General features: G+C 43.8%; 22 protein-coding genes. 10 read left to right on the top strand and 12 right to left on the bottom strand.

Going from position 1 to position 21,003, the window contains the following annotated elements; genetic code table 11:
* Positions 1-251: 251 nt before the first annotated feature.
* From F7D73_RS04435 to F7D73_RS04425, 3 genes are read left to right on the top strand one after another with little or no spacing between them, the layout of a single operon-like run.
* A complete protein-coding gene (locus F7D73_RS04435) occupies positions 252-971 on the top strand; it encodes a DUF6088 family protein (RefSeq protein ID WP_153083505.1) in 720 nt (239 codons plus the stop codon).
* On the top strand, positions 968-1,945 hold the full coding sequence (locus tag F7D73_RS04430; RefSeq protein WP_153113318.1) for a nucleotidyl transferase AbiEii/AbiGii toxin family protein: 978 nt from the start codon (positions 968-970) through the stop codon (positions 1,943-1,945). The genes F7D73_RS04435 and F7D73_RS04430 overlap by 4 nt, the downstream gene beginning before the upstream one ends.
* Before the next feature lie 6 nt (positions 1,946-1,951).
* A complete protein-coding gene (locus tag F7D73_RS04425) occupies positions 1,952-2,455 on the top strand; it encodes a hypothetical protein (protein ID WP_153083503.1) in 504 nt (167 codons plus the stop codon).
* Positions 2,456-2,549: 94 nt separating this feature from the next.
* On the opposite strand, the gene F7D73_RS04420 is transcribed toward F7D73_RS04425, so the two are convergent.
* From F7D73_RS04420 to F7D73_RS04395, 6 genes are all read right to left on the bottom strand, one after another.
* A complete protein-coding gene (locus F7D73_RS04420; protein WP_153083502.1) occupies positions 2,550-3,953 on the bottom strand; it encodes an OmpA family protein in 1,404 nt (467 codons plus the stop codon).
* A 29-nt stretch (positions 3,954-3,982) separates the two neighbouring features.
* Positions 3,983-5,449, bottom strand: coding sequence for a MobV family relaxase (mobV, locus tag F7D73_RS04415; RefSeq protein ID WP_153122499.1), 1,467 nt, complete (start codon positions 5,447-5,449; stop codon positions 3,983-3,985).
* A gap of 245 nt (positions 5,450-5,694) precedes the next feature.
* Complete coding sequence (locus F7D73_RS04410) at positions 5,695-6,555, bottom strand: hypothetical protein (protein WP_153122497.1); 861 nt, start codon at positions 6,553-6,555, stop codon at positions 5,695-5,697.
* A gap of 96 nt (positions 6,556-6,651) precedes the next feature.
* A complete protein-coding gene (locus F7D73_RS04405) occupies positions 6,652-7,065 on the bottom strand; it encodes a hypothetical protein (protein ID WP_153083499.1) in 414 nt (137 codons plus the stop codon).
* 480 nt (positions 7,066-7,545) lie between these two features.
* Positions 7,546-7,992, bottom strand: coding sequence for a hypothetical protein (locus tag F7D73_RS04400; RefSeq protein ID WP_043610617.1), 447 nt, complete (start codon positions 7,990-7,992; stop codon positions 7,546-7,548).
* 11 nt (positions 7,993-8,003) lie between these two features.
* The gene (locus F7D73_RS04395; protein WP_153122495.1) at positions 8,004-9,008 is read right to left on the bottom strand and encodes a hypothetical protein; all 1,005 of its coding nucleotides are present in this window, start codon (positions 9,006-9,008) and stop codon (positions 8,004-8,006) included.
* Positions 9,009-9,369: 361 nt separating this feature from the next.
* Between F7D73_RS04395 and F7D73_RS04390 the strand changes: the two genes are divergently transcribed.
* Together F7D73_RS04390 and F7D73_RS04385 are read left to right on the top strand one after the other, a co-directional pair.
* Entirely contained in the window at positions 9,370-10,005 is a 636-nt protein-coding gene (locus tag F7D73_RS04390) for a recombinase family protein (RefSeq protein WP_153083497.1), read from the top strand.
* A gap of 11 nt (positions 10,006-10,016) precedes the next feature.
* Positions 10,017-10,595, top strand: coding sequence for a DUF6642 family protein (locus F7D73_RS04385; protein WP_153083496.1), 579 nt, complete (start codon positions 10,017-10,019; stop codon positions 10,593-10,595).
* A gap of 208 nt (positions 10,596-10,803) precedes the next feature.
* Here the strand turns inward: F7D73_RS04385 and F7D73_RS04380 are convergent, their stop codons facing one another.
* The 3 genes from F7D73_RS04380 to F7D73_RS04370 all read right to left on the bottom strand — a co-directional run bounded on the left by F7D73_RS04380 (position 10,804) and on the right by F7D73_RS04370 (position 13,270).
* Entirely contained in the window at positions 10,804-11,304 is a 501-nt protein-coding gene (locus tag F7D73_RS04380; protein ID WP_194253650.1) for an SLOG family protein, read from the bottom strand.
* A 1-nt stretch (position 11,305) separates the two neighbouring features.
* Complete coding sequence (locus tag F7D73_RS04375; RefSeq protein ID WP_010537201.1) at positions 11,306-11,884, bottom strand: ribonucleotide-diphosphate reductase subunit alpha; 579 nt, start codon at positions 11,882-11,884, stop codon at positions 11,306-11,308.
* Between the two features lie 1,002 nt (positions 11,885-12,886).
* Positions 12,887-13,270 carry a single-stranded DNA-binding protein gene (locus F7D73_RS04370; RefSeq protein WP_010537205.1) on the bottom strand — a complete coding sequence of 128 codons (384 nt, stop codon included), beginning with the start codon at positions 13,268-13,270 and terminating at the stop codon, positions 12,887-12,889.
* Between the two features lie 36 nt (positions 13,271-13,306).
* On the opposite strand from F7D73_RS04370, the gene F7D73_RS04365 reads away from it, so the two are divergent.
* Together F7D73_RS04365 and F7D73_RS04360 are read left to right on the top strand one after the other, a co-directional pair.
* Complete coding sequence (locus F7D73_RS04365; protein ID WP_022327465.1) at positions 13,307-13,486, top strand: hypothetical protein; 180 nt, start codon at positions 13,307-13,309, stop codon at positions 13,484-13,486.
* A gap of 67 nt (positions 13,487-13,553) precedes the next feature.
* Entirely contained in the window at positions 13,554-13,733 is a 180-nt protein-coding gene (locus F7D73_RS04360) for a hypothetical protein (RefSeq protein ID WP_153083494.1), read from the top strand.
* 288 nt (positions 13,734-14,021) lie between these two features.
* Here F7D73_RS04360 and F7D73_RS04355 read toward each other — a convergent pair whose 3' ends face one another.
* From F7D73_RS04355 to F7D73_RS04345, 3 genes are read right to left on the bottom strand one after another with little or no spacing between them, the layout of a single operon-like run.
* Positions 14,022-14,198 carry a hypothetical protein gene (locus F7D73_RS04355; RefSeq protein ID WP_010537206.1) on the bottom strand — a complete coding sequence of 59 codons (177 nt, stop codon included), beginning with the start codon at positions 14,196-14,198 and terminating at the stop codon, positions 14,022-14,024.
* Positions 14,199-14,202: 4 nt separating this feature from the next.
* Entirely contained in the window at positions 14,203-14,457 is a 255-nt protein-coding gene (locus F7D73_RS04350; RefSeq protein WP_153083493.1) for a DUF6926 domain-containing protein, read from the bottom strand.
* On the bottom strand, positions 14,457-15,038 hold the full coding sequence (locus tag F7D73_RS04345) for a hypothetical protein (RefSeq protein WP_153083492.1): 582 nt from the start codon (positions 15,036-15,038) through the stop codon (positions 14,457-14,459). The genes F7D73_RS04350 and F7D73_RS04345 overlap by 1 nt, the downstream gene beginning before the upstream one ends.
* Positions 15,039-16,319: 1,281 nt before the next feature.
* Here F7D73_RS04345 and F7D73_RS04340 point away from each other — a divergent pair.
* The 3 genes from F7D73_RS04340 (at position 16,320) to F7D73_RS04330 (ending at position 20,599) form a co-directional block, all read left to right on the top strand.
* A complete protein-coding gene (locus F7D73_RS04340; protein ID WP_153122493.1) occupies positions 16,320-18,566 on the top strand; it encodes an inorganic phosphate transporter in 2,247 nt (748 codons plus the stop codon).
* Between the two features lie 274 nt (positions 18,567-18,840).
* Positions 18,841-19,248 carry an Hsp20/alpha crystallin family protein gene (locus F7D73_RS04335; protein ID WP_153122549.1) on the top strand — a complete coding sequence of 136 codons (408 nt, stop codon included), beginning with the start codon at positions 18,841-18,843 and terminating at the stop codon, positions 19,246-19,248.
* A 460-nt stretch (positions 19,249-19,708) separates the two neighbouring features.
* Complete coding sequence (locus F7D73_RS04330; protein ID WP_228117627.1) at positions 19,709-20,599, top strand: Abi family protein; 891 nt, start codon at positions 19,709-19,711, stop codon at positions 20,597-20,599.
* Positions 20,600-21,003 lie beyond the last annotated feature (404 nt).

Genomic DNA, 21,003 nt, shown 5'->3' with positions numbered 1-21,003 from the left:
TTGCTAAGGAAAAACAAGGGAGGATGAAGAGGTATGGGAGATGTGTTCAACAAAAAGGGTATGTTCAATACCATTGAACAATGTATAAAAGTTGAACAAACGGCGAAAGGAAACTGACAGCTAATGGCTTTTACAAATGGAATTGGAGGAAAATATCGGGCATGAAAGGTTAAATAAATATATAAAAGTCAAGTTTATGACGTAAAAAACAAGACTTTTATTAACTTTGCAGTCGAAAAAGGAGATAAAATATGGTTATAGCAAGACAGATAAAGGAAAAATTGTCCTCAACTCCTGCTGGAGTTGTGTTGACAACAAGAGACTTTGGCGTGGAGATGCGGTATCAACCTGCACTCGCCAAGGCTCTCAGCCGTCTTGTACTCCAAGGCGAACTGCAAAAAATAGCAAAAGGAAAGTATTATATTCCGAAGAAAACCATTTTCGGACAGTTGAAGCCTGCCGACTCTGAACTTGTAAAAGACTTTTTGGAGCAAAATGGCAAGATTGTGGGTTACATTACAGGAACTGCCGCATTTGCAGCTATGGGGCTGACAACACAGATAAGCTCATCCATCCTTGTCGGCACAAATAAATATCGGAGACCCATCACAAGGAATGGCGTGAAAATATCTTTTTTGTTACAAGAGAACGCCATAACATCAAGCAATATTCCACTACTTAGAATATTGGATGCTCTGCGCCTTATCAAGGATATTCCTGCCACTTCACCAGATGACTGTGTGATGAACATTTGCAAAGCAATCAATTCTCTTTCAAAGGAACAGAAGCAAGAATTGGCAGAGTTATCTTTGGCATATACGCCTTATGTAAAAGCTTTGCTTGGAGCCATCTACGAGAGCTTGGGACTTGAAACGGAAGTCATCAGCAGGACATTGAATGGGGTGACAAGCTACAAGTTGCCAATCTCCAACAAAGTATTATCAAACAAAAGAAACTGGAACATCATATGAGATTACATGAAAACTGGGAGTTGTTCTCAGATGCCTTGCAAGCAGCATCCCAACCAATAGAGGATGGAGGTCTTGGTATCAAGAGCATTTTTATAGAGAAAGACTATTGGATTTGTCGCTCGTTGTCATTGATGGCTGCGAATGACAAGGATAACCGTGCCATATTCAAAGGAGGTACGAGTCTTACAAAAGCATACGGCATAGGTAGCCGTTTCTCTGAGGATATAGACATTGCCATATCCGAGGCATGGACACTTAGCGGCAACCAATTGAAAATGCTGATTAAGAGAACAGCCAAAAGCATGACTGAAGGATTGCAGGAAATGGATATGCCTGGTTTTACAAGCAAAGGTTCTCACTATCACAAGGCATACTACTCTTATCCACGAGCCATTGATACCTTACAAGTAGGTGCTATCAAGGCAGGACAGTTGCTTGTCGAAATCAACTCCTTTGCCAATCCATATCCATTTCAGAAATGTAAACTGCAAAGCTTCTTGACCGAGTTCCTGCAAAAAACAGGCAACGAGAACTTGATAGAGGAATATGATATGCAACCTTTCGAGGTGAATGTTCTCGACAGGCGTAGGACATTGACGGAGAAGCTGGTGTCATTGCTACGTTGCTCCTTGGCAGACAATTATATGCCTGAGTTGACAGCCAAGATACGCCATTTCTATGATTTGCATTTCCTCTTGAATGATGCCGAGACACAGGACTATCTGAAAAGTGACGCTTTCAAGTCAGACTTCTGTAACTTGTTTGCGCAAGACCAACAGAGATTTGACAAGCCCGAAGGATGGCAAGACAAGAATATCATGGATTCTCCAATCATCAATGACTTACATAACGTATGGTCAGCATTGAGCAGTGTATATTCACGAGAATTGCCTGACCTTGCCTACAAAGAGATACCGACAGTTGAGAGCATCGAGAATAGCATGGAGCAGCTGATTTCGTATTTGACAGAATAAACGATTATGGCAAAAAAGAAACATAGAGGACATTACTGTAAGATTTGTGGTGAATACAAGTCGAACGAGTCATTTTCGGGGAAAGGTCATGCTCAACACATCTGTAAGGAGTGCATGGGTGAGATGAAGAAAGAAAACAAGAAGATTTTGGACTTGCCTTTCGGGGACAATGAGTTTGAGATCGTAGATGCCGATGAATATATCGATACTATTTTATATGGCAACAACGAAGAACGAGAAAACAAGACTTTCAAGAAACTCAGCCGTGAACAGAAAATGGTGTTGAAAGCGATAGTGCAAGATGAAATTACGTTCTATTGGCAAGCCCATCGACAGATACCAGTAAACGACAAACTAAAACAACTCAGAAGTTCTGTCAATACTGTAGTATATGAACAGTTGGACTTTGCCATAAAGGATGACACGATGTTCAAAGCTTATATACAAGAGCAAGTCATCACTGTCATAAACAAGATATTGCGACAGGAGAAAGAACAAAACAACCAATAGCAGAAAGAGTCCATTCATCACGAACGGACTCTTTCTTTTGATAATCATTGTTTTGCAGATTACCGCTTATCGTATGAATGATAGTAAAACACATTTACTGTGCAAATAGTCTGACCGCCGTATGACGGTTGGCAGCAATTGGTGAATACTTATCAATACCGCCCTCGCTTTTTGATATTATCATGGACTTGTCAATGCCTCTTGCCACAAGCTGTTGCGTGATATAATCCGCTCTTGACTTGCTGAGAGGATTGTTGATGCCATCGTTTCCTGTGGCACTGTCGGCAGCACCAACAACGGAAATTTTGAGATGATAAGCCTTAGCAACACGAGTAAGCTCATCCAAGTTTGCCATCTGTGAAACGTCAACTAACTGCGTGGTTCCAATCTTGAAAAAGAAGAACACTGGCGAACCGATGCACTTGGTTCCACCTGCCATTTCTGCAATGTATTTGTTCCAAGAAACAGAATCGGAAACAGAGAAACTATACTCCAGAGAGCGGCTTGTTTTAGGTTTTCCCATGCCATTCCAATCCTTGTGAGCCAATCTTGCACGGAGCGAGTTCAAACCGCTGTAGTCATTTTTGGGGTAGATGCAATACTCCGTACTATCCGCATAATATGTCAGGCGGTCGGCATAGGCTTTCAGCAATCCTTCAATCTCCAAGATCTTTCTCATTTCAGCGATGGCATTGGCATCCTCCGCATGAGCTTTGCTTAACTTTTGGTTGCGAGCCAACAAATCATTGGTGTAATCTGTCAGCCATTTGTTCTGGTTGATATAAGGAGTGGCATCTACAACCTTCTTCCAACCGACCTTCCCGATATTGAAAGTCAGTCCGGCAGACAAGGTGAACAAATTGTCACCAAACTTATTGGATGCGCCCACACCATCAAAGTCACGGAATGCGGTTGCGCCACCCAATTCCATGTTGACCGCCAAACGCTTTGTTAAACGATATTGTCCAAGCACACCATAGTTGATGACAAACGGACTCTTGCCGTTATCCTCGTTATAGATAATACCGCAACCAGCATACGGAATTAATCCCCATCTTTGTGTGGTGGCATGGTCTTTGACAAAACTGTTGGTCACATTCCAAAGAAAATCCGCATGAACCATCTTGTAATCACGGACATTCTTGCTGGCATCCTTGAACTGAAAACCTTGGAAGCTCAATCGACCACCAATCTCTGGTGTGAACCACTTTCCTGCCTTTATTGCCAGGGAAGGTTTCATCCTGTCGAACAAGTTCCCTTTACCATGCGGTTTTCCTACAAAAGCGGAAGTGCCACCCGATACACCAACGAACCAGTTGGAAGACCATGCAGAAGGAACTGCCACTTCTTTGAGGTATGTAGGTTCAATCTGTCGAAGCATATCCTCGTTTATGCCAGATGACACCATTTCATTCGTGCCATCATCCGTTGTTGCTGCATTGACCTGCATTTGTCCGCATAGGCACAATGCCATCATAAATATTGCTTTTCTAATCATAAATTTCAATTTGTCGATTATTTTTTCTATTAACGCTTTCTACTCTTGCTGCCTTTCGGTCGCATCATCCTGTTTGTCATCGCAAGACAACGGTGCGCCCAACGCCTGTCATCTTCGTCATCGTTGCGTCCCCATTTCATGTCATTGCTGCCACCGCCTCCGCCACCTTGCCCTTCGGCAAATGTCGTAGCTTGGTCGATGTAGCCAAGATACAACAATGTGGCACAATGCAGAACTTCGGCAGTGTGCTCGGCTATGGTTTCCAATGGTGAGCCGTCAAATGCGACTTTGATTTCAGGTGGCAACGATGCTATCTTGGAACGGTAGTCAGTGACCATACTTTCCAACATAGCTGTCTTGATAAGTGTGCCAGCACCAGTCTGAGCTTCACGAGAGAACTGCATGGCATCCTGTCGAAGCGTCTCTGTCCGCTCCTTGACAAACTCCATGTCCTTATTCAACTCATCCAACTGTCGGTCAGCCACAGCGAGCTTGTCTTTCTTGTCTGCCAGTTTCTCATCAACGGAAGCCAACTCATTTTGCAATTTTTCCATCTTCTGCGACAAGATGGAACTATCTCCTTCCTTGTTAGCAATCTGCACCTTCAACTTGTCAATCTCCAACATCTTCTGATGTTTCTCTTCTTCCAGATGTTCCACCATAGAAGAGAGACCTTTCACACGACGTTCTGCCAGTGCTATTTCCACCCGAAGATCGCTTACAGCCTTGTTAAGGTTGTCCAGTTCCTCTTCCTTTGAAGAACATTCCTCGGACAGGTGCTTGCGGTATTCCTCCGTAGGTCTGTGTCGTTGCCGAGTCTCCGTTTGGCTCATTCCACGCACCAGTCCCCAAGGCTCATTGACCACCGCCAACTCGTCATGAAGTTTCGATGTACGTTGACTATATTCCCGATTGTTGGCACCTGCGAAGATTTCTTTGAAGGCAAACTTGCCGTCCTTGATTGGCAGAAGAACGCAATGGATGTGTGGTGAAGTCTCGTCCAAGTGTACATAGAAGGCAACGATATTCTCCTCACCATACTTTCCTGCGACAAAATTATAAATGTCCGTCGCCCATTGCTCAATCTCAGGCATACGCTTGACGGCATAATTCTCCTTGTTGTCGCCGGGCTTGAAGACAACCTTTTGGTCACCGAAGGCAAGCTCACGCATCTTCCATTGCGAACCGCTGAAAATGAAGTCCGCCACCGTTCTGAAACGTGGCTCAGTCAATCCCTCATTTTTGTCCTTGATGCCACGAGCAGCCAAGTTCTCAGCCATCATCTGTGGGATGGACTTGCTCTTGTCGATAGGTGCTATCTTGCCTCCCTTGGAAATCTGGAAGTTCAGATGCTGTCTGCCGAGGTCATAGTTACCCTTGGCAATGGCTACCTGCCAAGCCCGGTCGCTCCAGTTTCGTTGGTATTCACGGCTGAGAGCGGCGGCGCATCCCTTACGTCCCCTGACGTTCAATACCTGCTTTGCTATTCTTTCCATATCTCTGATATGCTTATATGTGTCAGTAAAAACAGTGTCCCAGCTTGCTGCCTTGGCGGACACTCTCCCGAAGACTTTTAGGTCGTAGGGGTAATGAGTTACCACACTCCCTAAATTCGTGAACAGCGGGCAAGCCCGATGCACTAAAAAAGGCAAGCCACGACGAGTGCGATATGCCAGTACCGAACCGTGAGGTCTTAAAAGGAGAATGTCCGTAAGGCAGCTAAAAAAGAACAGAATGAACTCTACTTATGGTTGTCCGCCTTGGCGGTTACAACTGACTTGGAAGCAGTCTCAACTGTTGAGGTAGGACAGCAAGCCTTATAAGCGGAACACAGGGATTGGAAAAGGCTCATGTCTTCAGCTGTGTTCAATTTGACGGAAGCAGCCTTTCCATGACTGGCGATGTCGGGCAGTTCCTTTATCAGAAGGAGCAACTGGAGCCAGTCGCGATTGAGAACACGAGTGAAGAACTTGAAGATTGCGTTACGCAACTGAAGTTTGTTATGTTCTTCCTCATCTACAAGAGGCATACAATCCACAAGTCTGCCAATCATGCAAGTGGCAATATCATCAGATGAAAGTTGGTTGTCAGATGATGTAGAAGCAGAGTTGTTTTCTTGCGATAATGCTACCGCACCCTTTACAATCTGGCCACAGACAACGGCAGTCTCTTCTGTGGTGGAAGTGCCATTGAACCAACTGTCCATTGTGAAACGGATGATTGGTTCCAATATGCTATTTCGCATTGTCGGAACGTTACCGTCCTTCATGCCAATCATCGTGATGATGGTGTATTTCGTTTCAAACTCCTTGCAGTGTATCAGCCCATGTTCCGTTAATTTTTCGAGAAACTGACGCACGGTGGCACGATGCCAATGCCAGTCCTCCGCAAGTTGGGTTTTGGTTGTGATAAACTGAAAATCTTTCAATTCGTCTGCCACTTCCTTGCTTACGGCTTTCGGCATGTAGTGTTCACAAGCCTTGTCCAGCAGATAACAGAATGCCTCATGTTTGGAATATCGCTCGTTATGTCGCTCCTGGAGAGATGCCAGAAAGCCGACAGAAAGGCTTACCTTTATATTTTCCTTTGGTATATGTTTCATTGAAAATGTCTTGTTGATGTTGTGAAATAATGATTCTCATTTTAGACTGAGTGTTGTGGAATGCGCCAGTACCAAGTGGCATTTTCCAAGAATGGACTAAAAGTAGAAGTTTACGATGTCCTCAGGACATTGCGCCAAGTGTCTGCCACTGTCAGGACATTGTGCCTTGAAGATGACCTTTGAGGACGGATAGTAGATGGATGCCACCAAGAGCATACCTACCATCACTCCCAATGTGTACAAATGGGGAGTGAACATGAACACCAATGAGGCTGTAAAGGCGATGGCATGTGATTTCCTGTTGTCGTGCAACCTATGTAGCAGATTGTCTGCATAGGAGAACTTGAACAGCAACAATGCCAATAGTGCCGTTACATGAGCACCAATCTCGTTGGGCTGTACTTGATATGCCACGAAACTGAACACCAATATTGCCATCAGCAACAGCAATGTGTACAGTTTTCGAAAATTATGCGAAAACACCATGCGGAGATAAAATCTCTGCATCATCCGATTGTTCTTCCTGTAGCACATCGTTGATGCCAAGAGAAGAAGCATAGGGAAGAAAAGAAAGATAATCTTGAATATCATAGATCAAATTGTAATGTAAAACGGTCAATAACCTTCGAATAGCTCCAACTCAATAATTCCATAGGTGACTTCCATGAAAAGTCGCTCGACATCCGCCATTGTCAAAGCATTTGATGCAAGGCGTTTCTTGAAACCAGCATCCTTTCTCATAAGAATCTTGGCACTTCGGTCAATGTCAAGCAGTGGAATATGCCACTCCTGCCCACGGACATAATCATTATTGGAATGACAGGCTCGAAGAGTCAGACACCGACAGCAGACGGTCTGCACCATGCCATGCCGTGAAACGGCGGTGTCTTTCCAATGGAACGAACTGCCAACGTCTATCCATGTGTGGCATTTGTGGATGATGTCCACGATGTTCTGAAGCTGCACGTCGCTCATAAATGGAACGTAATGTCACATAAAACACATCAGCATGTCCGCCTTGTCACGCTTGTACTTGAAGAAGCCTGTCCTCGCTTGCAGTTCCATGTCGTGACACAAGTCACCGTACATGAACTCCAAGGACTCATAGATTGTCACCATGACGGAGTGGACATTTCCATTGGCATCCGTACTGGCATTCATCTTGTACATCCGCCCGAAATTAGGGTTGGAGAAGGCACAGCAGAACTGTCCGAACTCAGTATGTACGGAAGTCACCTTGTGGTAAAGGATGACCAGTTCCATCTGGTCTTCGAACAGGTTCATCACCTCTTCGAGAGGACAAGGCTTTTCCAACTTGAAGTCAAGCAGGACATAGCCGTCTTCATAGACTGGCTGTTCCATGCGCTCCTGGTTGATAAGCTCCGGCAACTGCAATGGTGCAAGTGCCAGGAAGTCGTTGAGAAATTTATGCAGCATAACTATTGTGTTTATAATGAAGAAATGTATAGCTTGATGAACATATCTGGTAACCCGTCTGTCATATTCTTGTCCATCTGCGAGGAACGGCTAAGACAGGCGATTGTGCCTAAAGCATCTATTGACAGTTGCACCAAATCCTTTCGCTGATTCTCTGAAAGCATCGCCATTCCGAAGTCATCAATGGACAGGAATGGTTGCAGTATCATCCAAAAATAGGCAGTCCGTTGTTCAGCGGAAGTAACCTTTCCACTCTTAATATCAGCAACGCAAGTCTGCGCATTGGCGATGATTCTTCGATTGGTACGAACCGCCATATATGCCACGGCATCCCTTGCCGGTAAGTTTCCTTTCCTTGAAGATTGAGCAATCATCTTGCACACATCTTCTGTTCCACTTGTTATATGCGAAACCGACACGTCGCTCATCTCGTATAGATGAGATAGAAATGTTCTGAACAGCCTATCCTCCGTTTTCAGAAAGGCGAGAAACTGTGATTGGTTGGCAATGCCTTCCTTCTTCACCTTCTCCAAGAAGAAATGATAGGTGGTCAAGATCCTTGTCTTGTCACCTTTATATAATGGTATGGTGTCCATACTCTCAAAAAACTTTGAAGCCACCAGGGAAAGGCTGTCCGTTTCCTTCTTACCTTTATAAGGGGAGGCTTTCATCTTCAACAGGAGCACATCCTTGAATGTCCTTCGCTTGGCGGTAGCTATGCGCATAAACTCGTCACGGATGGAGTCATGGACATTGGAAAATTCTTCCATCGGAAACGAATGTGCCTTTTTGATGGTGTCTCGCATCAGACAAGCAGAAACCGAGTCTTCTAAAGTACGCCATTTGGATATTTTGTCGGCAAGGTGTTCCATAGACAAATCCTTGTCTGATTTCATCCTTGAAAGGAACACCTTTTGCGCATCCAATGCCTCCCTTGCATCATGGAAAGACAGTTCACTGGCATTTTTTGAACAGGATGCCAGCAAAAGAATGGCAAGTATGATGGCAGACAACATGGACATATGTTTTCTACCATCAAAGTATGATATGCGAAAACTTGAAGTGCAAGGTTGTTTGCACTTCACCCTCAATCGGCTTTTTGCCGCAGATATGATAATGTTTATACTTTCCATTTCGGACTTTGTTTGAAATTTGCGGTGCGAATTTACGACTATTTATCGGGTATTCATTCAAACTAAATCAAACTTTATGTTTTATTCTCATTCATACTTTATAGCATGATATGAAATGATAATATATCCAAGAAAGTGCAGTACATCAATCTTTAATTAACTATAATAATTATCAGAGTATGATTATACTTTGATGGAATATAAGTATCTTTGTCGGCAAATTACAAATCAGTGTATAATAGCTATGGCAAAAGTAGGTTACATATTTAACTCGGAGCAGTATGACACATTCACCTTTGACCGGGCATGGATGGAGAAGTACGGTTGCTGCCGTATCATAGAAGATAGTGCAAGCCAAGAGAAGACACGCCCGGAATGGAAGCAGCTCATGGATTGTCTGGAACGAGGTGACGAACTGGTCATCTCGAAGTTCAGCAATGCGCTGCGTGGTGTTCGGGAATTGGCGATGTTCTTGGAGTTTTGTAGGGTGAAGGTGATAAGGATAATATCCATTCAGGATAAGATTGACTCAAAGTGTGAGTTGTTCCCAGGTACATCAATAGCCGATGTGCTATTCATGTTCGGCTCGCTATCGGAAGAGGTTGTCGCCTTGCGCAAGGCTACTGCCCATGTGGAATATATCAAGTCGGGTATCAAACCTGCCAAGAGTTCAACTCCGAAGAAAGGCATCGACCGTGAGAGGAATATCGTCAATATGTATAACAACAACTACACTATCGATGACATCTGGAAGGTCAGCGGCTTCAGGAGCCGCAGCTCGGTGTTCCGCATACTCAACAAGTATGGGGTGAAGCTGAACCGTGGCAAGTTCAGCGGACCGCTTGGCAAGAGAAAACCAAAGAATGAAAGCGAAATATAAAAGGTGATTTTATGAAGAATATACTTTGTTTTGAGGGAGAATGGAAATTCAATACCCACAAAAAGCCTGAACGCTTTGATTTGAATAGCGAGCCCATTCTTAGAATGTTGAAAGAATATCATAAATGCGATGCTATTTATAGGCACATTTTGACAAAAGAGGATTTGAAACTCTACATAGAGTATTTCAACAGGAACAAACGTGAATGGAATAAAATAGACATTGTTTATATAGCTTGTCATGGTTGGTTTCATTCTATAAGTTTAGAGGGAGAGAATGGAAATGTTGATTTACAAGAATTGGCAGATATAGCCGGGGAGTTCTTCCGTGATAAAATAGTTCACTTTAGTTGCTGTAAAACACTCGCTAACACCTCTGAAGTTGAACACTTCAAGTCTATTACAGGCGCAAAATTGGTATGTGGATATAAGAAGAGCGTAGATGCAATGAAATCAGCCATAGCTGACACGGCTTTACTGAATGAATTGATAACAAGCAACAAGCCAGGCAATATCAAAAATATTGCCATTAGTAAGTTTCGCAAAACATACAAATCCTTATTGAACGAATTAGATTTTTGTGCAATATAGATAAATGGTGAGCCATACTGCAACTGATGCTTGCAGTATGGCTTGCTCATAATACTTGGCAGATAAGGCAATTCCTTATCTGTCTCTTCTGAAATCATTTCGCTTGTCTCCGTGGAAAAGGCTTTTGAGCGTTCCGCCTAAAGCCTTGAACACGAAGAACACCACGAACAAAGATACGATGTCGTCCATACGCTATAGTTTTCGTTTGTTATACTTGTGTCTTGTACAGATTGATGATGTCCATCCCCATCGACTTGGCTTTTCGGCAAGTGTAGAACGTGCCGCCCTTGGGCTTGCCGTCGAAGAAAGCAATCAGTCCGCACGAATGAAAAAGCATATAATCATTTCGTCTGAGCAAGCATCCATTGAAATAGTGCTTGCTCAACAGAATAGCATCGTCCGCCTTGTCAAGAATATCCCAATAGCGGTCTTGCTCCCTTGCGCTCCACCTCTCGTTCTGACCGTCATAGGGAATGACGGCAATAAGTTTCAGATTGGGAAGTTCCACTTTCAATGAAATCACCTCCTCGGCTGCCAACATATCGAAACCGAGTGCCATGCCACAATAGAAATTGGTGATGCCCATAGCATAGAGCAGCCTTATCTTGCCACTCAGTTTCTTCCTTATCTCGTCCTTGCGGTCTTCCGCTATCGTGCGATGTCCCGAAAAAGCCACGGAATTGGCTTTGATGTACTTTGTCTTATCCATATCACTTTGCATATTTATAGTGTGTGCGTCCCAAGAAAAGACCTCCCAACACGTTTCCGCCAAACATTTCCAACTGATTGGCAAAAATGGCATAGCTTGCGCCGGTCGTTACCACATCATCAAAAACATAGATGTCCTTGCCTTTGAAGTAGGCTTCATCAAACTCTATCACTTGTGTCTTAGTGATGCTCTTTTCCTTGTCATGGCGGTGCTCGTGTACTGCCAAGCGGTCGCCTGAAACGGATATGTGCGAATAGCCGTTGATGATGCCGCAAAGCTCGCTCACACGATTACAGAAAGCCATGTATCGACTCTCGTTCTTGGCTTGGGTGCTGGCTGGCACACATACAAACACGATGTCCTTTATCTTCTCACCACAAACTTTTATAAGATGTGCTGCGGTCATTTGCGCCACCTTCTCAAAAGCGTTGTCCCTTGCATCCTTGAACGCCCAAATCAGTTGGCGTGCAGCCACTGCGTCCTCGCCCACATTGCGAACCCTAACAGGGAAATACTTCAAGAAGAAATCCATCCTCTTGCTCAGCTGTCTCTTGATGTTGTCGTCTATCATTCTTGCCATAGTCGGAAAATTATTTGCGTTAAACTCGATTATTTATTTTCCCTATTTTCGGAAGCCTTTCGGCTTGCCCAAGGGATATTTTTCCGCCACGCAAAGGAGTTGGAAGGCAAAAAGACAAATCGGAAGCGAAAAATACGCTCTATATGCAAGGCACATAGAGGAAGATTTTTTGAAAAGCATCCATGATGCCCAATTTGGCATTTGCCACGCAACTGGTACCTTTGCGGAAAATATCCGAAGCGGCAAAGACGATGGACGAAATGAAATGGCTATAAGTGCTACTACATAAGATTACAACAAGAAAAGGGTGGGTGTGGAACTGCGCCATTGGTGCAATTCCGCAAGGGAGGGACGAAGTGCTATAAAGAGAGAATGGCTTGCCGATTATAATAGAAGGACGGAACAAAGATGCGGCAGGAGTAATTGGGAAACTCTCTTGGCATCCATGCCGAGTGTGTTTCCGCTCCAGCCTTCATACCATGTGGCTTATTGCAGTAGCGACAGTTGGTCGCCACAGTCAAGGAGCCTTTTGGCATGAAATCTTTGTGACGGCTATAAAAAGGGTAAACCATGGATTATAAAAGGAAGACGAGAAGTGAATATAAAAGATATGGGTGGGAGTGAAACTGCGCAACAGCCAGACAAGCAACTTAACGAAAGGGGTGGCATTGGTAGACAGCATGTAAGTGACGGTTGCGTCACGGATGCCGTTAGCCAATGCCATTCTGTTCGTGCTTGTCCTTCGGCAAATGGTCATTCTTCATCTTTCGGGATCTTACTCCCGATAAATAAAGAATGTCGCTTTGACGAACTGTTGGTGCGGTTTCGCAGATGGGTGGGACAAAGTAATAAAAAGGGAAGACGGCTTGACGCTTATAATAGCAGTACGCATGCGGTTATAAGAGTAAACTTGCTAATAGTGGGTATAAAAGTAAACATGGTTGTATGAGCAAAACAAAAGCGACCGAAGCCGCTTTGTTTATTGGAGAGAATGAAGAAATCCTATTTCTTGCCTTTCTTGGTAGGCTTTTCAGGCTCTGCTGCTGGAGTTTCCTCCTTGTCTGGTGTAGGATAGAACTTGTTTGCGATGAAGACGATGCGGTTGTGCTTGGTGCCTTGCTGATCAACCCACTCGTCTGGTTTGAAGTAGCCCTCGACGGTGAGCATGGTTCCCTTCTGCAGCTTGTCGAAAGAGTCTACATGCTCGTTCTTGCGCCATGCCTCCATGTTCATGAAAGCTGATACCCTGTTGGTTTCCTCACCATTCTTCTCCTGACGGCTGACTGCCAATGAGAAACGTGCTACTGAAGCGTTGGTGAACTGACGGATTTCTGCGTTGTTGCCTACGAATCCTGTTACTACGAAAGTGTTCTCGATTTTTTTCATATTGAATTACTTTTTGAAGTGAAACTTAATTTTTACATGCAATTCAAAAGCAGGGATGTGGCACATGAGGGCAGCACCATGAAAATCGACTATAATACTCGTTTTCTGTTGGCGGTGAGGAGAAAAAGGAAGATTATCGGCTATTTTATTGGTCACAGCGAAGCGACCGCACAAGACGGATTCCATCTGTCGAAGCATCACGCTACCTTTGCATAGGAAAAATAGTGGCTTCAAAAAAATCGGTAATTCAGAAAAGGACGCAAGAACACCGTAACAGCATCGTATGGCTCAATCATTTGCAGTAACCGTCACCAATGCAAAGCACGTTTCCATGGCGTGTGCCGTCATAAACAATGGTAAACCAACAGGCAATACACTTTTCCGCATGGAGGGTGGTCGCATGAGCATATTGACAAAGACAAGCAGAAGGAGAACCAGCTTCGAAGGCTACTCCTATTTGTAGAGGAAGGAAAGCATGAGCAACCAACTACAATCGCAATGTTGCAAACAAGATCCATCCTCAGACAAAAGGCTTCATTGTACGAAAAGCTCCAAGAAAGGCGTAGTCGCAGATTTTATCTCATACAAAGAGGCAGGTCGCCATTTGGCGAATACAACCATCAAAGCATAGCCATATAAAAGTTTATCGGCAAACGATGAAGGGAGTTTGCCGTTACATACAAAAGGGCTTTTACTGGCGGAAAGAAAAAAGATGCCTGGCGAGTATAACCTTCACCAAGCATCCTTTTCGTCAGTCATAGACAAGAACGTCATCACGTCTTTCTACTATTTCCTTGCCATTGCGCAATTTCACCACGATGTCCTCACCATAGTCTGCAACCACGAAACCTTCTGTGCGTCCTCTGTAGGGTATCAGCAGTGTGCAACTGCAACCGATAATGTCGGTCAATTCTTCGTATTCAAACATAGCTCTATAAAGTTTGTGAGTTCTCTGAATGATAAATCACCTTGCACTCCTCAACCTCGGCAGGTAGTCCAAAGGCAGGATAGTGCGAGAATGATACGTTTCCGTCTTGGCTGATTGGAGAAACAATCTCCACTTGCCATTTCTGCATGAAGCCATCAATCATCTTGATGTCCTCATCACTCAATCCCGTAGGGTCGCCATTGATGATATAGCATAATGCCCAAGTGGGGATTTTCTCTATCGTCTCAAATCTTTTCATCAGCTAAACGTGAACTTGTTTATATAATAATAGGTGTCCTCGTTCTCATACTCATAGCCGTTGATGAAGTCCATCATTTCATCATCGGTTCTGTCACCTTGCGCGATACCCATCTTCTCACACCACTTGGCAATAGCATCTTGGCAAGTGTCAAAGATGTCCTCACAAGCATCCTCGAAAGGCTCACCCGAAGAACTCACACAGCATTCCTCTGGGAAGAAGCCTTGCTCGTCATGGACATAGAAAATGTCGCATCCACATTCTATCTCACGATAACTGACGGAAAGTTCTCCACCAAGAACTTTGTTCAGTTCATCAAAGAACTCCTCACAGGCAGACCATGCACTTTCGGTGTCAAAGGACAACAAGCAGATGTCCTCGTCTGCCTCAAACTCTGCCCAATAGATATGTCCTCTTACCGATATACCCATCTTCTCATAGTCGATGCCATAGTGTTCCGCCAACTTGTAGAGATATACGTTCTTGGTGTTCACCTCCATTGCTTGGAGTGTGTTCCAAAGGTCGGCTACCGCCTTGCGTTCGCCCATCACCTTGTACTGAGTGTCACAAATGTTTGCCATAAGTCTTCATTTTTTATTCCCTAATTTTGCATCTGCAATTTCGGGATTGATTAAAATTTTGTTGCCTCAAAAGGTGTCTGTGCTTTTCCTGCAAGGTTCTCTGCTCAAATACGACCTGCAAGGTGGAGATTTTAGCAAGAGACCATAGGCACTGACCTTGCAAGGAATATGGGTACAGACATTACCTTTGCAACCAAATTTATCAAAGCCCAGAAATGGTGATGAAGATTCAGGTAACGGAGTAACAATTAGAATAGTTGAGAAATGAGAATAAAAGAGCTAAGAATGACTTGAAACAAGCGGTTACAAGTGGAAAGTAACAGAAATCATACAAGAGTTCTTACTGGCGGAAAGAAAGAGAGCGACAACCCAATACTGCACATGGCACGGTTGGGCTATCGCTCCGCAATTCGTTCAGTTCATCCAATCCATTAGTATATATATCCTAAGATGAATGAATTTATATTTGTGTATTGGCTTTGGTTGGCTGCCATAGACAAGTAACACATCTTTTTTCTTTCCGCCAGTAAAAATGGTTCTTGAAGTAAAAGTAACAGGGAAAATGGTTGTTGGGTAGCAAAATTTGTTGCACAAGATTTGTTTTTCATTTTGTTGGTTCTTTCTTGTCACCCAATAAAATGATGCTTATGTTTGAGTTTTCCTGTACCTGCTGATAATCAAGTAGGTAACAAATAAGAAATATCGTCTTTCAATGTACAACGCTGATACAACGCCGAAAGCCCCACGCTGATGCATATATAGAACTCCCACACTATCACAAACATTATGATAATGCAAGCGTAATATTATACTACACCCTTGGGGCGTTCCCGTTGCTTTGTTTTTGACAATCAGATGAGTTTGCGAAGTTCTTCTACAGTCAAAACCAAAGCGTCCAGTAACGCCTTATGTATATATGCCCTCAGCCTCCACGTCACATACGACATGCGACTTCAGCGTGAGGACAGTGCAAAAATATAAAATACTTCTGTAACTTCCAAATATTTTCGCATATTTCTTTATTTTTGTGGATAAATTATTTCATTTTTACGATTTTAGACTAAAGATATTGACTTTTCACACTTACAAACCAATTTCCACGAAAAACATATTATCTATACCTCGCAAAGCACAACAACATCTTAACAATATTGTAACACCTGTTTAAATCGCCTGTAACATCGTACTCGTACCTTTGCACCCGGAAAAGCAAGGGGAGAAATGTATCTAGCTATGTTGAGACAAGCCCCTATATAATAAGGTATATAAACATTAATAAATATGAGTACGATTTATCTTTGTATTGTGATCTTCCTGCTCTGTCTGGCAGTGTTTGATCTCTTCGTGGGAGTCAGCAACGATGCTGTCAACTTCCTGCAATCTGCCATCGGAGCTAAGGTGGCTAAGTTTCGCACGGTGCTCATCATCGCATCCTGCGGTGTAGTACTAGGTGCCATCATGTCATCGGGAATGATGGATATTGCCCGACACGGCATCATGAGTCCAGACCACTTCACCTTCGAGGAAGTGATGACGCTCTTCCTGGCAGTCATGGTGACTGACGTTATCGTGTTGGATGTGTTCAACACGCTGGGTATGCCGACATCAACCACCGTTTCGCTGGTGTTCGAGCTCCTGGGAGGTGCCTTTATCCTCGCAACCCTGAAGATGTATGGCGATGACAGCCTCAACTACGGTGTCTTGCTGAACAGTAACAAGGCACTGGAGGTTATCATGGGTATCTTCTCATCCGTTATCATCGCCTTCGTGTTCGGTGCTTTCGTGATGTGGCTTTCCCGTATCATCTTCACCTTCAACTATCGCAAGCATTCACGCTACAGCATCGCCATCTTCGGCGGTATCGCCTTCACAGCCCTCTCTTACTTCATCTTCATGAAGGGATTGGGTAAGAGTCCTTACCTGCCAGCTGAATGGCGCGATTATATCGACCAGAACCTGGGCTTGCTGCTCTGCATCACCTTCGTAGGTTCTGCCATCGTGATGGAGTTCCTGCATCTCTGCCGCATCAACATCTTCAAGTTTACCGTATTGATGGGTACTTTCGCCCTGGCTATGGCTTTCGCCGGCAACGACCTGGTTAACTTCATCGGTGTGCCTCTCGCAGGTCTTTCTTCTTATCAGGACTATATGGCAAATGCCAACGGGGCTGCTCCAGACCAGTTTATGATGACTTCTCTGATGGATAGTGCCAAGACTACCCCACTCTATCTTCTCGCTGCCGGTGCGGTGATGATCATCGCCATGGCTACTTCCAAGAAGGCTCAGAACGTAATCAAGACTTCTGTGGATTTGAGCCGTCAGGACGAGGGTGACGAGATGTTCGGAAGTTCTTCTGCAGCCCGCGTGATTGTACGCAACTGCCAGGCTACAGATTCATGGTTGAAGCAGTTCCTGCCAAAACCTTTGATGAACTGGATCAACAGCCGTTTCGACAAGAACGATGTAGAGTTGGAAGAGAGCGCAGCCTTCGACGTGGTTCGTGCAGCCGTAAACCTGGTATTGGCAAGTATGCTCATCACCATCGGTACCAACCTGAAGTTGCCACTCTCTACCACCTACGTAACCTTTATGGTGGCAATGGGTTCTTCACTCGCAGATAGAGCCTGGAGCCGTGAGAGTGCCGTATTCCGTGTAACAGGTGTTTTGAGTGTGATTGGTGGATGGTTTATCACAGCCGGTGTAGCTTTCGCAGCCTGCGCCATTGTCTGCCTCATCATGCACTTCGGCGGTGTAGGAATCCAGAGCTGCTTCATGGCATTGGTTATCTTCCTGCTCATCCGCAGCAACATCCAGTATAACAAGAAGGTTAAGGAAGAGAGCAAGGGCAGTACCTTCCAGTTGATGATGCGTTCACACGATTCAGAAATAGTATGGGATCTGCTTCGTCGACAGGTATCCCGCACCCAGAGCTTCGTCTGCCACTTTGCCCTCAATGAGTTCAACCAGATTATGGATGGTCTTGCCAACGAGAATCCTAAGTATCTCCGTCATGCCAACAAGGACTTGAAGAAGGAGCAGGATATGCTGAAGAAGTTCCGTCGCCAGGAGATGCTCGGTTTGAAGAAATCACCTATGGAGATTGCCATCGAGCGCAACACCTGGTTCCACCTGGGTGCCAACAGCAACCAGCAGTTCATCTACTCTCTGCGCCGTATGCTCGACCCAATCAAGGAGCACGTGGACAACAACTTCAATCCACTCCCAGCAGAATACACCAAGGAGTTTGCTCCTGTACGCCAGAAGATCAACGACCTGATGCGTATGAGCTGCGAACAGATTGAAACCAACCGCTACGAGAACTACCGCGAAATTCTCGCCGAAGCAGATGCCTGCAAGGATGAGCTCAGCGTACTTCGCAAGAAGCATATTGACCGCATCCAGCATCTTTCAGATAATTCTCTGATGCAAATTTCACTGGTTTATCTGAATGTACTTCAGGAGAGCCAGGAATTCCTGAGCGTGATGAGACACCAGCTCAGAGCTGCCAAGAAGTTCATGGAGAAATAAAGAACCGGGGGGACTCTCGGTGAAACCGAGAAGAACAGCGGCTCTCTTGTTAAAAATTACGAGCCCGGCATTCGTGACAGAATGTCGGGCTTTTTATTTTGTTTGGAGGGTTTTTATTTGCTTTTCTTCAGCTTTTCTGCCGAAATGACAGAAATTTCCACTTTGGTATAAGGATTGCAAAAAGAGAGAATGTAAGCGGATAAATAATTCGCTACACAACATTAAATAATAACGAATAATAATAATTAAAATATAATCGGAGGTTAAGATTATGATGTACAGAAATTCTTGGATACCAGAGGTATTTAACGGACTCTTCAACGAGGGTAATATGCAGAAGGCTAATACTACAGCCCCAGCCATCAACGTAAAGGAGTCTTTGACAAAATATACAGTAGAACTTGCAGCTCCAGGAATGCGCAAGGACGACTTTGAGGTAAATCTCAATGAGAACGGTGATCTCCATATCAAGATGGAGAACAAGCGCCAGCCAGAGCAGGAGGAGCACGTATATTTGCGTCGCGAGTTCTCTTACGCTAAGTTTGAGCAGACTCTGATTCTCCCAGACGATGTCAACAAGGAGAAGATTTCTGCCAGCGTAGCTGACGGTGTGCTCACCATCCAGTTGCCTAAGATGCAGCAGGAAGAGCAGAAGGTTGCTCGACAGATTACTGTGGGCTAACATTCTCAGCTAGGTTTCAGTTTAGGCTTAGATTTCCATCTAAGCCAAACTCCATTAGTTTGTTTTAGGTTTAGATTAAGTTTATATAAGTTGTTAGTTAATTCGGATAACTCGCTCTAAATTGGACTTTGATTGAAAATCAAGAATTTGGGCGTTTACCTATATTATACAGGTAACAATATGGAAACGAGCGGACTTCTGCCCGTTTCTGTATTTTGCAATATACAAAGAACGCCTTAATTCGGGGACAAAGATACGATAATTTTCTAAATATCCAATGAATTACGATGAGAATTTTATGGCAATTAGAACTTTTTGTGTTAAATTCCATGCATGAAATGCAGTTTTCTAAGAAAATATTTGGAGATTCCGACAAAAAAGCGTATTTTTGCAGCAACAAATCCCACCACGCCTCTCAACGATGCGTACCACGGTGGGACTTCGCTTTTTATATGGGTATATGAACTACGACAAACAACCGATAAATATAGATGAACAATTAGCCTTGCTCCAAAACAGAGGACTAATGATAGAGGATGTTGCTACAGCCAAATTACAGCTTCGCAATATCAGCTATTTCCGTATCGCTAGTTATCTTCGATACATGGAGCAAGACCAACAACATCATCTTTACAAATCCGGCAGTACATTCGAGCAAGCCATCAACCTTTATCTCTTTGATAAAGAACTACGCCAACTTATATTCAAGGCTATCCAAGATATTGAGATTTCTCTCCGAACCAAGATGATTCAAGTGTTCTCAATGGAATATGGGGCATTTTGGTTTATGGATTCGTCATTGTTCAAGAATGCAGAGTTTTATGAAGGTTGTCTTGACAATATCAAGAAAGAGGTGTCTCGCTCAAATGAAGATTTCATCAAGGAACATTCCGAGAAATATAATTATCCAGCTCTTCCACCCGTGTGGAAGACCTTGGAGGTTGTTTCTTTTGGTACTCTTTCCAAGTTGTTTTGCCTGTTTAAGGACAATCGATTAAAGAAGCAAGTGGCAAGAGAGTTTGGACTTCCTCAATACACTTATTTAGAAAGTTGGATAAGGTGCATTACCGTACTTCGCAATTGCTGTGCCCATCATGCACGTATATGGAACAGACGTTTTGCCTTGAAGCCTCAATTGCCGAACCGACTTCCTCTCAATTGGATTACTCCAAGTCAGAAGCCTATCAAGTTGTACCATCAGCTATGCACCTTATTATATTTGGAACAAACTATCAAACCTTGCATGGACTTGAAAAGTTCTCTACTCAAACTCTTTGCAAAATACTCTAATGTAGATTTGCATGCCATGGGATTTCCGCAAGGATGGGAAAATGAACCTTTATGGAGATAGTAGGCGGTGTTCGGATATAGCTTATCCGAATACCTGTTGCCATAACGTTCTGTTGCTGACGATGATTCTCACATCGGCTTTCATCATTTTACGTTATTTTTAGTTAATCTTTTCCACATCTTACCTTTATCTCTTGAAAATTTATTATTTTTTGCAAAGCAATGAATAGTAAACAGACTATAATTGCAGGAACTAGATTGTCGAACTTTTAAAATTTACATAAGAAAAAGAAACAGAAATAAACATAAGAATAAAACGCTAAAGGTTTTGTAATTCCAGGAATTGCAACCTCTCAAAGAGATTAAAAACGGGATTATATAATCCCACTATTATTAACGAAGCGTTTCTGTTGTTTATGCCTTGACAAAAGCGACAAATACGAGATATACTGTTGGGATTAATTT

The organism is Segatella copri (genome assembly GCF_009494395.1).
GTDB lineage: Bacteria > Bacteroidota > Bacteroidia > Bacteroidales > Bacteroidaceae > Prevotella.
The sequence above is the reverse complement of the archived record's forward strand: the minus strand, read 5'-3'. Positions and strand labels throughout refer to the sequence as shown.

Excerpts from the sequence above, each read along its gene's own strand:
- F7D73_RS04435 (WP_153083505.1), top strand. The coding sequence starts at position 252 with ATGGTTATAGCAAGACAGATAAAGGAAAAATTGTCCTCAACTCCTGCT.
- F7D73_RS04430 (WP_153113318.1), top strand. The coding sequence starts at position 968 with ATGAGATTACATGAAAACTGGGAGTTGTTCTCAGATGCCTTGCAAGCA.
- F7D73_RS04425 (WP_153083503.1), top strand. The coding sequence starts at position 1,952 with ATGGCAAAAAAGAAACATAGAGGACATTACTGTAAGATTTGTGGTGAA.
- F7D73_RS04420 (WP_153083502.1), bottom strand. The coding sequence starts at position 3,953 with ATGATTAGAAAAGCAATATTTATGATGGCATTGTGCCTATGCGGACAA.
- mobV (WP_153122499.1), bottom strand. The coding sequence starts at position 5,449 with ATGGAAAGAATAGCAAAGCAGGTATTGAACGTCAGGGGACGTAAGGGA.
- F7D73_RS04410 (WP_153122497.1), bottom strand. The coding sequence starts at position 6,555 with ATGAAACATATACCAAAGGAAAATATAAAGGTAAGCCTTTCTGTCGGC.
- F7D73_RS04405 (WP_153083499.1), bottom strand. The coding sequence starts at position 7,065 with ATGATGCAGAGATTTTATCTCCGCATGGTGTTTTCGCATAATTTTCGA.
- F7D73_RS04400 (WP_043610617.1), bottom strand. The coding sequence starts at position 7,992 with ATGCTGCATAAATTTCTCAACGACTTCCTGGCACTTGCACCATTGCAG.
- F7D73_RS04395 (WP_153122495.1), bottom strand. The coding sequence starts at position 9,008 with ATGTTGTCTGCCATCATACTTGCCATTCTTTTGCTGGCATCCTGTTCA.
- F7D73_RS04390 (WP_153083497.1), top strand. The coding sequence starts at position 9,370 with ATGGCAAAAGTAGGTTACATATTTAACTCGGAGCAGTATGACACATTC.
- F7D73_RS04385 (WP_153083496.1), top strand. The coding sequence starts at position 10,017 with ATGAAGAATATACTTTGTTTTGAGGGAGAATGGAAATTCAATACCCAC.
- F7D73_RS04380 (WP_194253650.1), bottom strand. The coding sequence starts at position 11,304 with ATGGATAAGACAAAGTACATCAAAGCCAATTCCGTGGCTTTTTCGGGA.
- F7D73_RS04375 (WP_010537201.1), bottom strand. The coding sequence starts at position 11,884 with ATGGCAAGAATGATAGACGACAACATCAAGAGACAGCTGAGCAAGAGG.
- F7D73_RS04370 (WP_010537205.1), bottom strand. The coding sequence starts at position 13,270 with ATGAAAAAAATCGAGAACACTTTCGTAGTAACAGGATTCGTAGGCAAC.
- F7D73_RS04365 (WP_022327465.1), top strand. The coding sequence starts at position 13,307 with ATGCAATTCAAAAGCAGGGATGTGGCACATGAGGGCAGCACCATGAAA.
- F7D73_RS04360 (WP_153083494.1), top strand. The coding sequence starts at position 13,554 with ATGGCTCAATCATTTGCAGTAACCGTCACCAATGCAAAGCACGTTTCC.
- F7D73_RS04355 (WP_010537206.1), bottom strand. The coding sequence starts at position 14,198 with ATGTTTGAATACGAAGAATTGACCGACATTATCGGTTGCAGTTGCACA.
- F7D73_RS04350 (WP_153083493.1), bottom strand. The coding sequence starts at position 14,457 with ATGAAAAGATTTGAGACGATAGAGAAAATCCCCACTTGGGCATTATGC.
- F7D73_RS04345 (WP_153083492.1), bottom strand. The coding sequence starts at position 15,038 with ATGGCAAACATTTGTGACACTCAGTACAAGGTGATGGGCGAACGCAAG.
- F7D73_RS04340 (WP_153122493.1), top strand. The coding sequence starts at position 16,320 with ATGAGTACGATTTATCTTTGTATTGTGATCTTCCTGCTCTGTCTGGCA.
- F7D73_RS04335 (WP_153122549.1), top strand. The coding sequence starts at position 18,841 with ATGTACAGAAATTCTTGGATACCAGAGGTATTTAACGGACTCTTCAAC.
- F7D73_RS04330 (WP_228117627.1), top strand. The coding sequence starts at position 19,709 with ATGAACTACGACAAACAACCGATAAATATAGATGAACAATTAGCCTTG.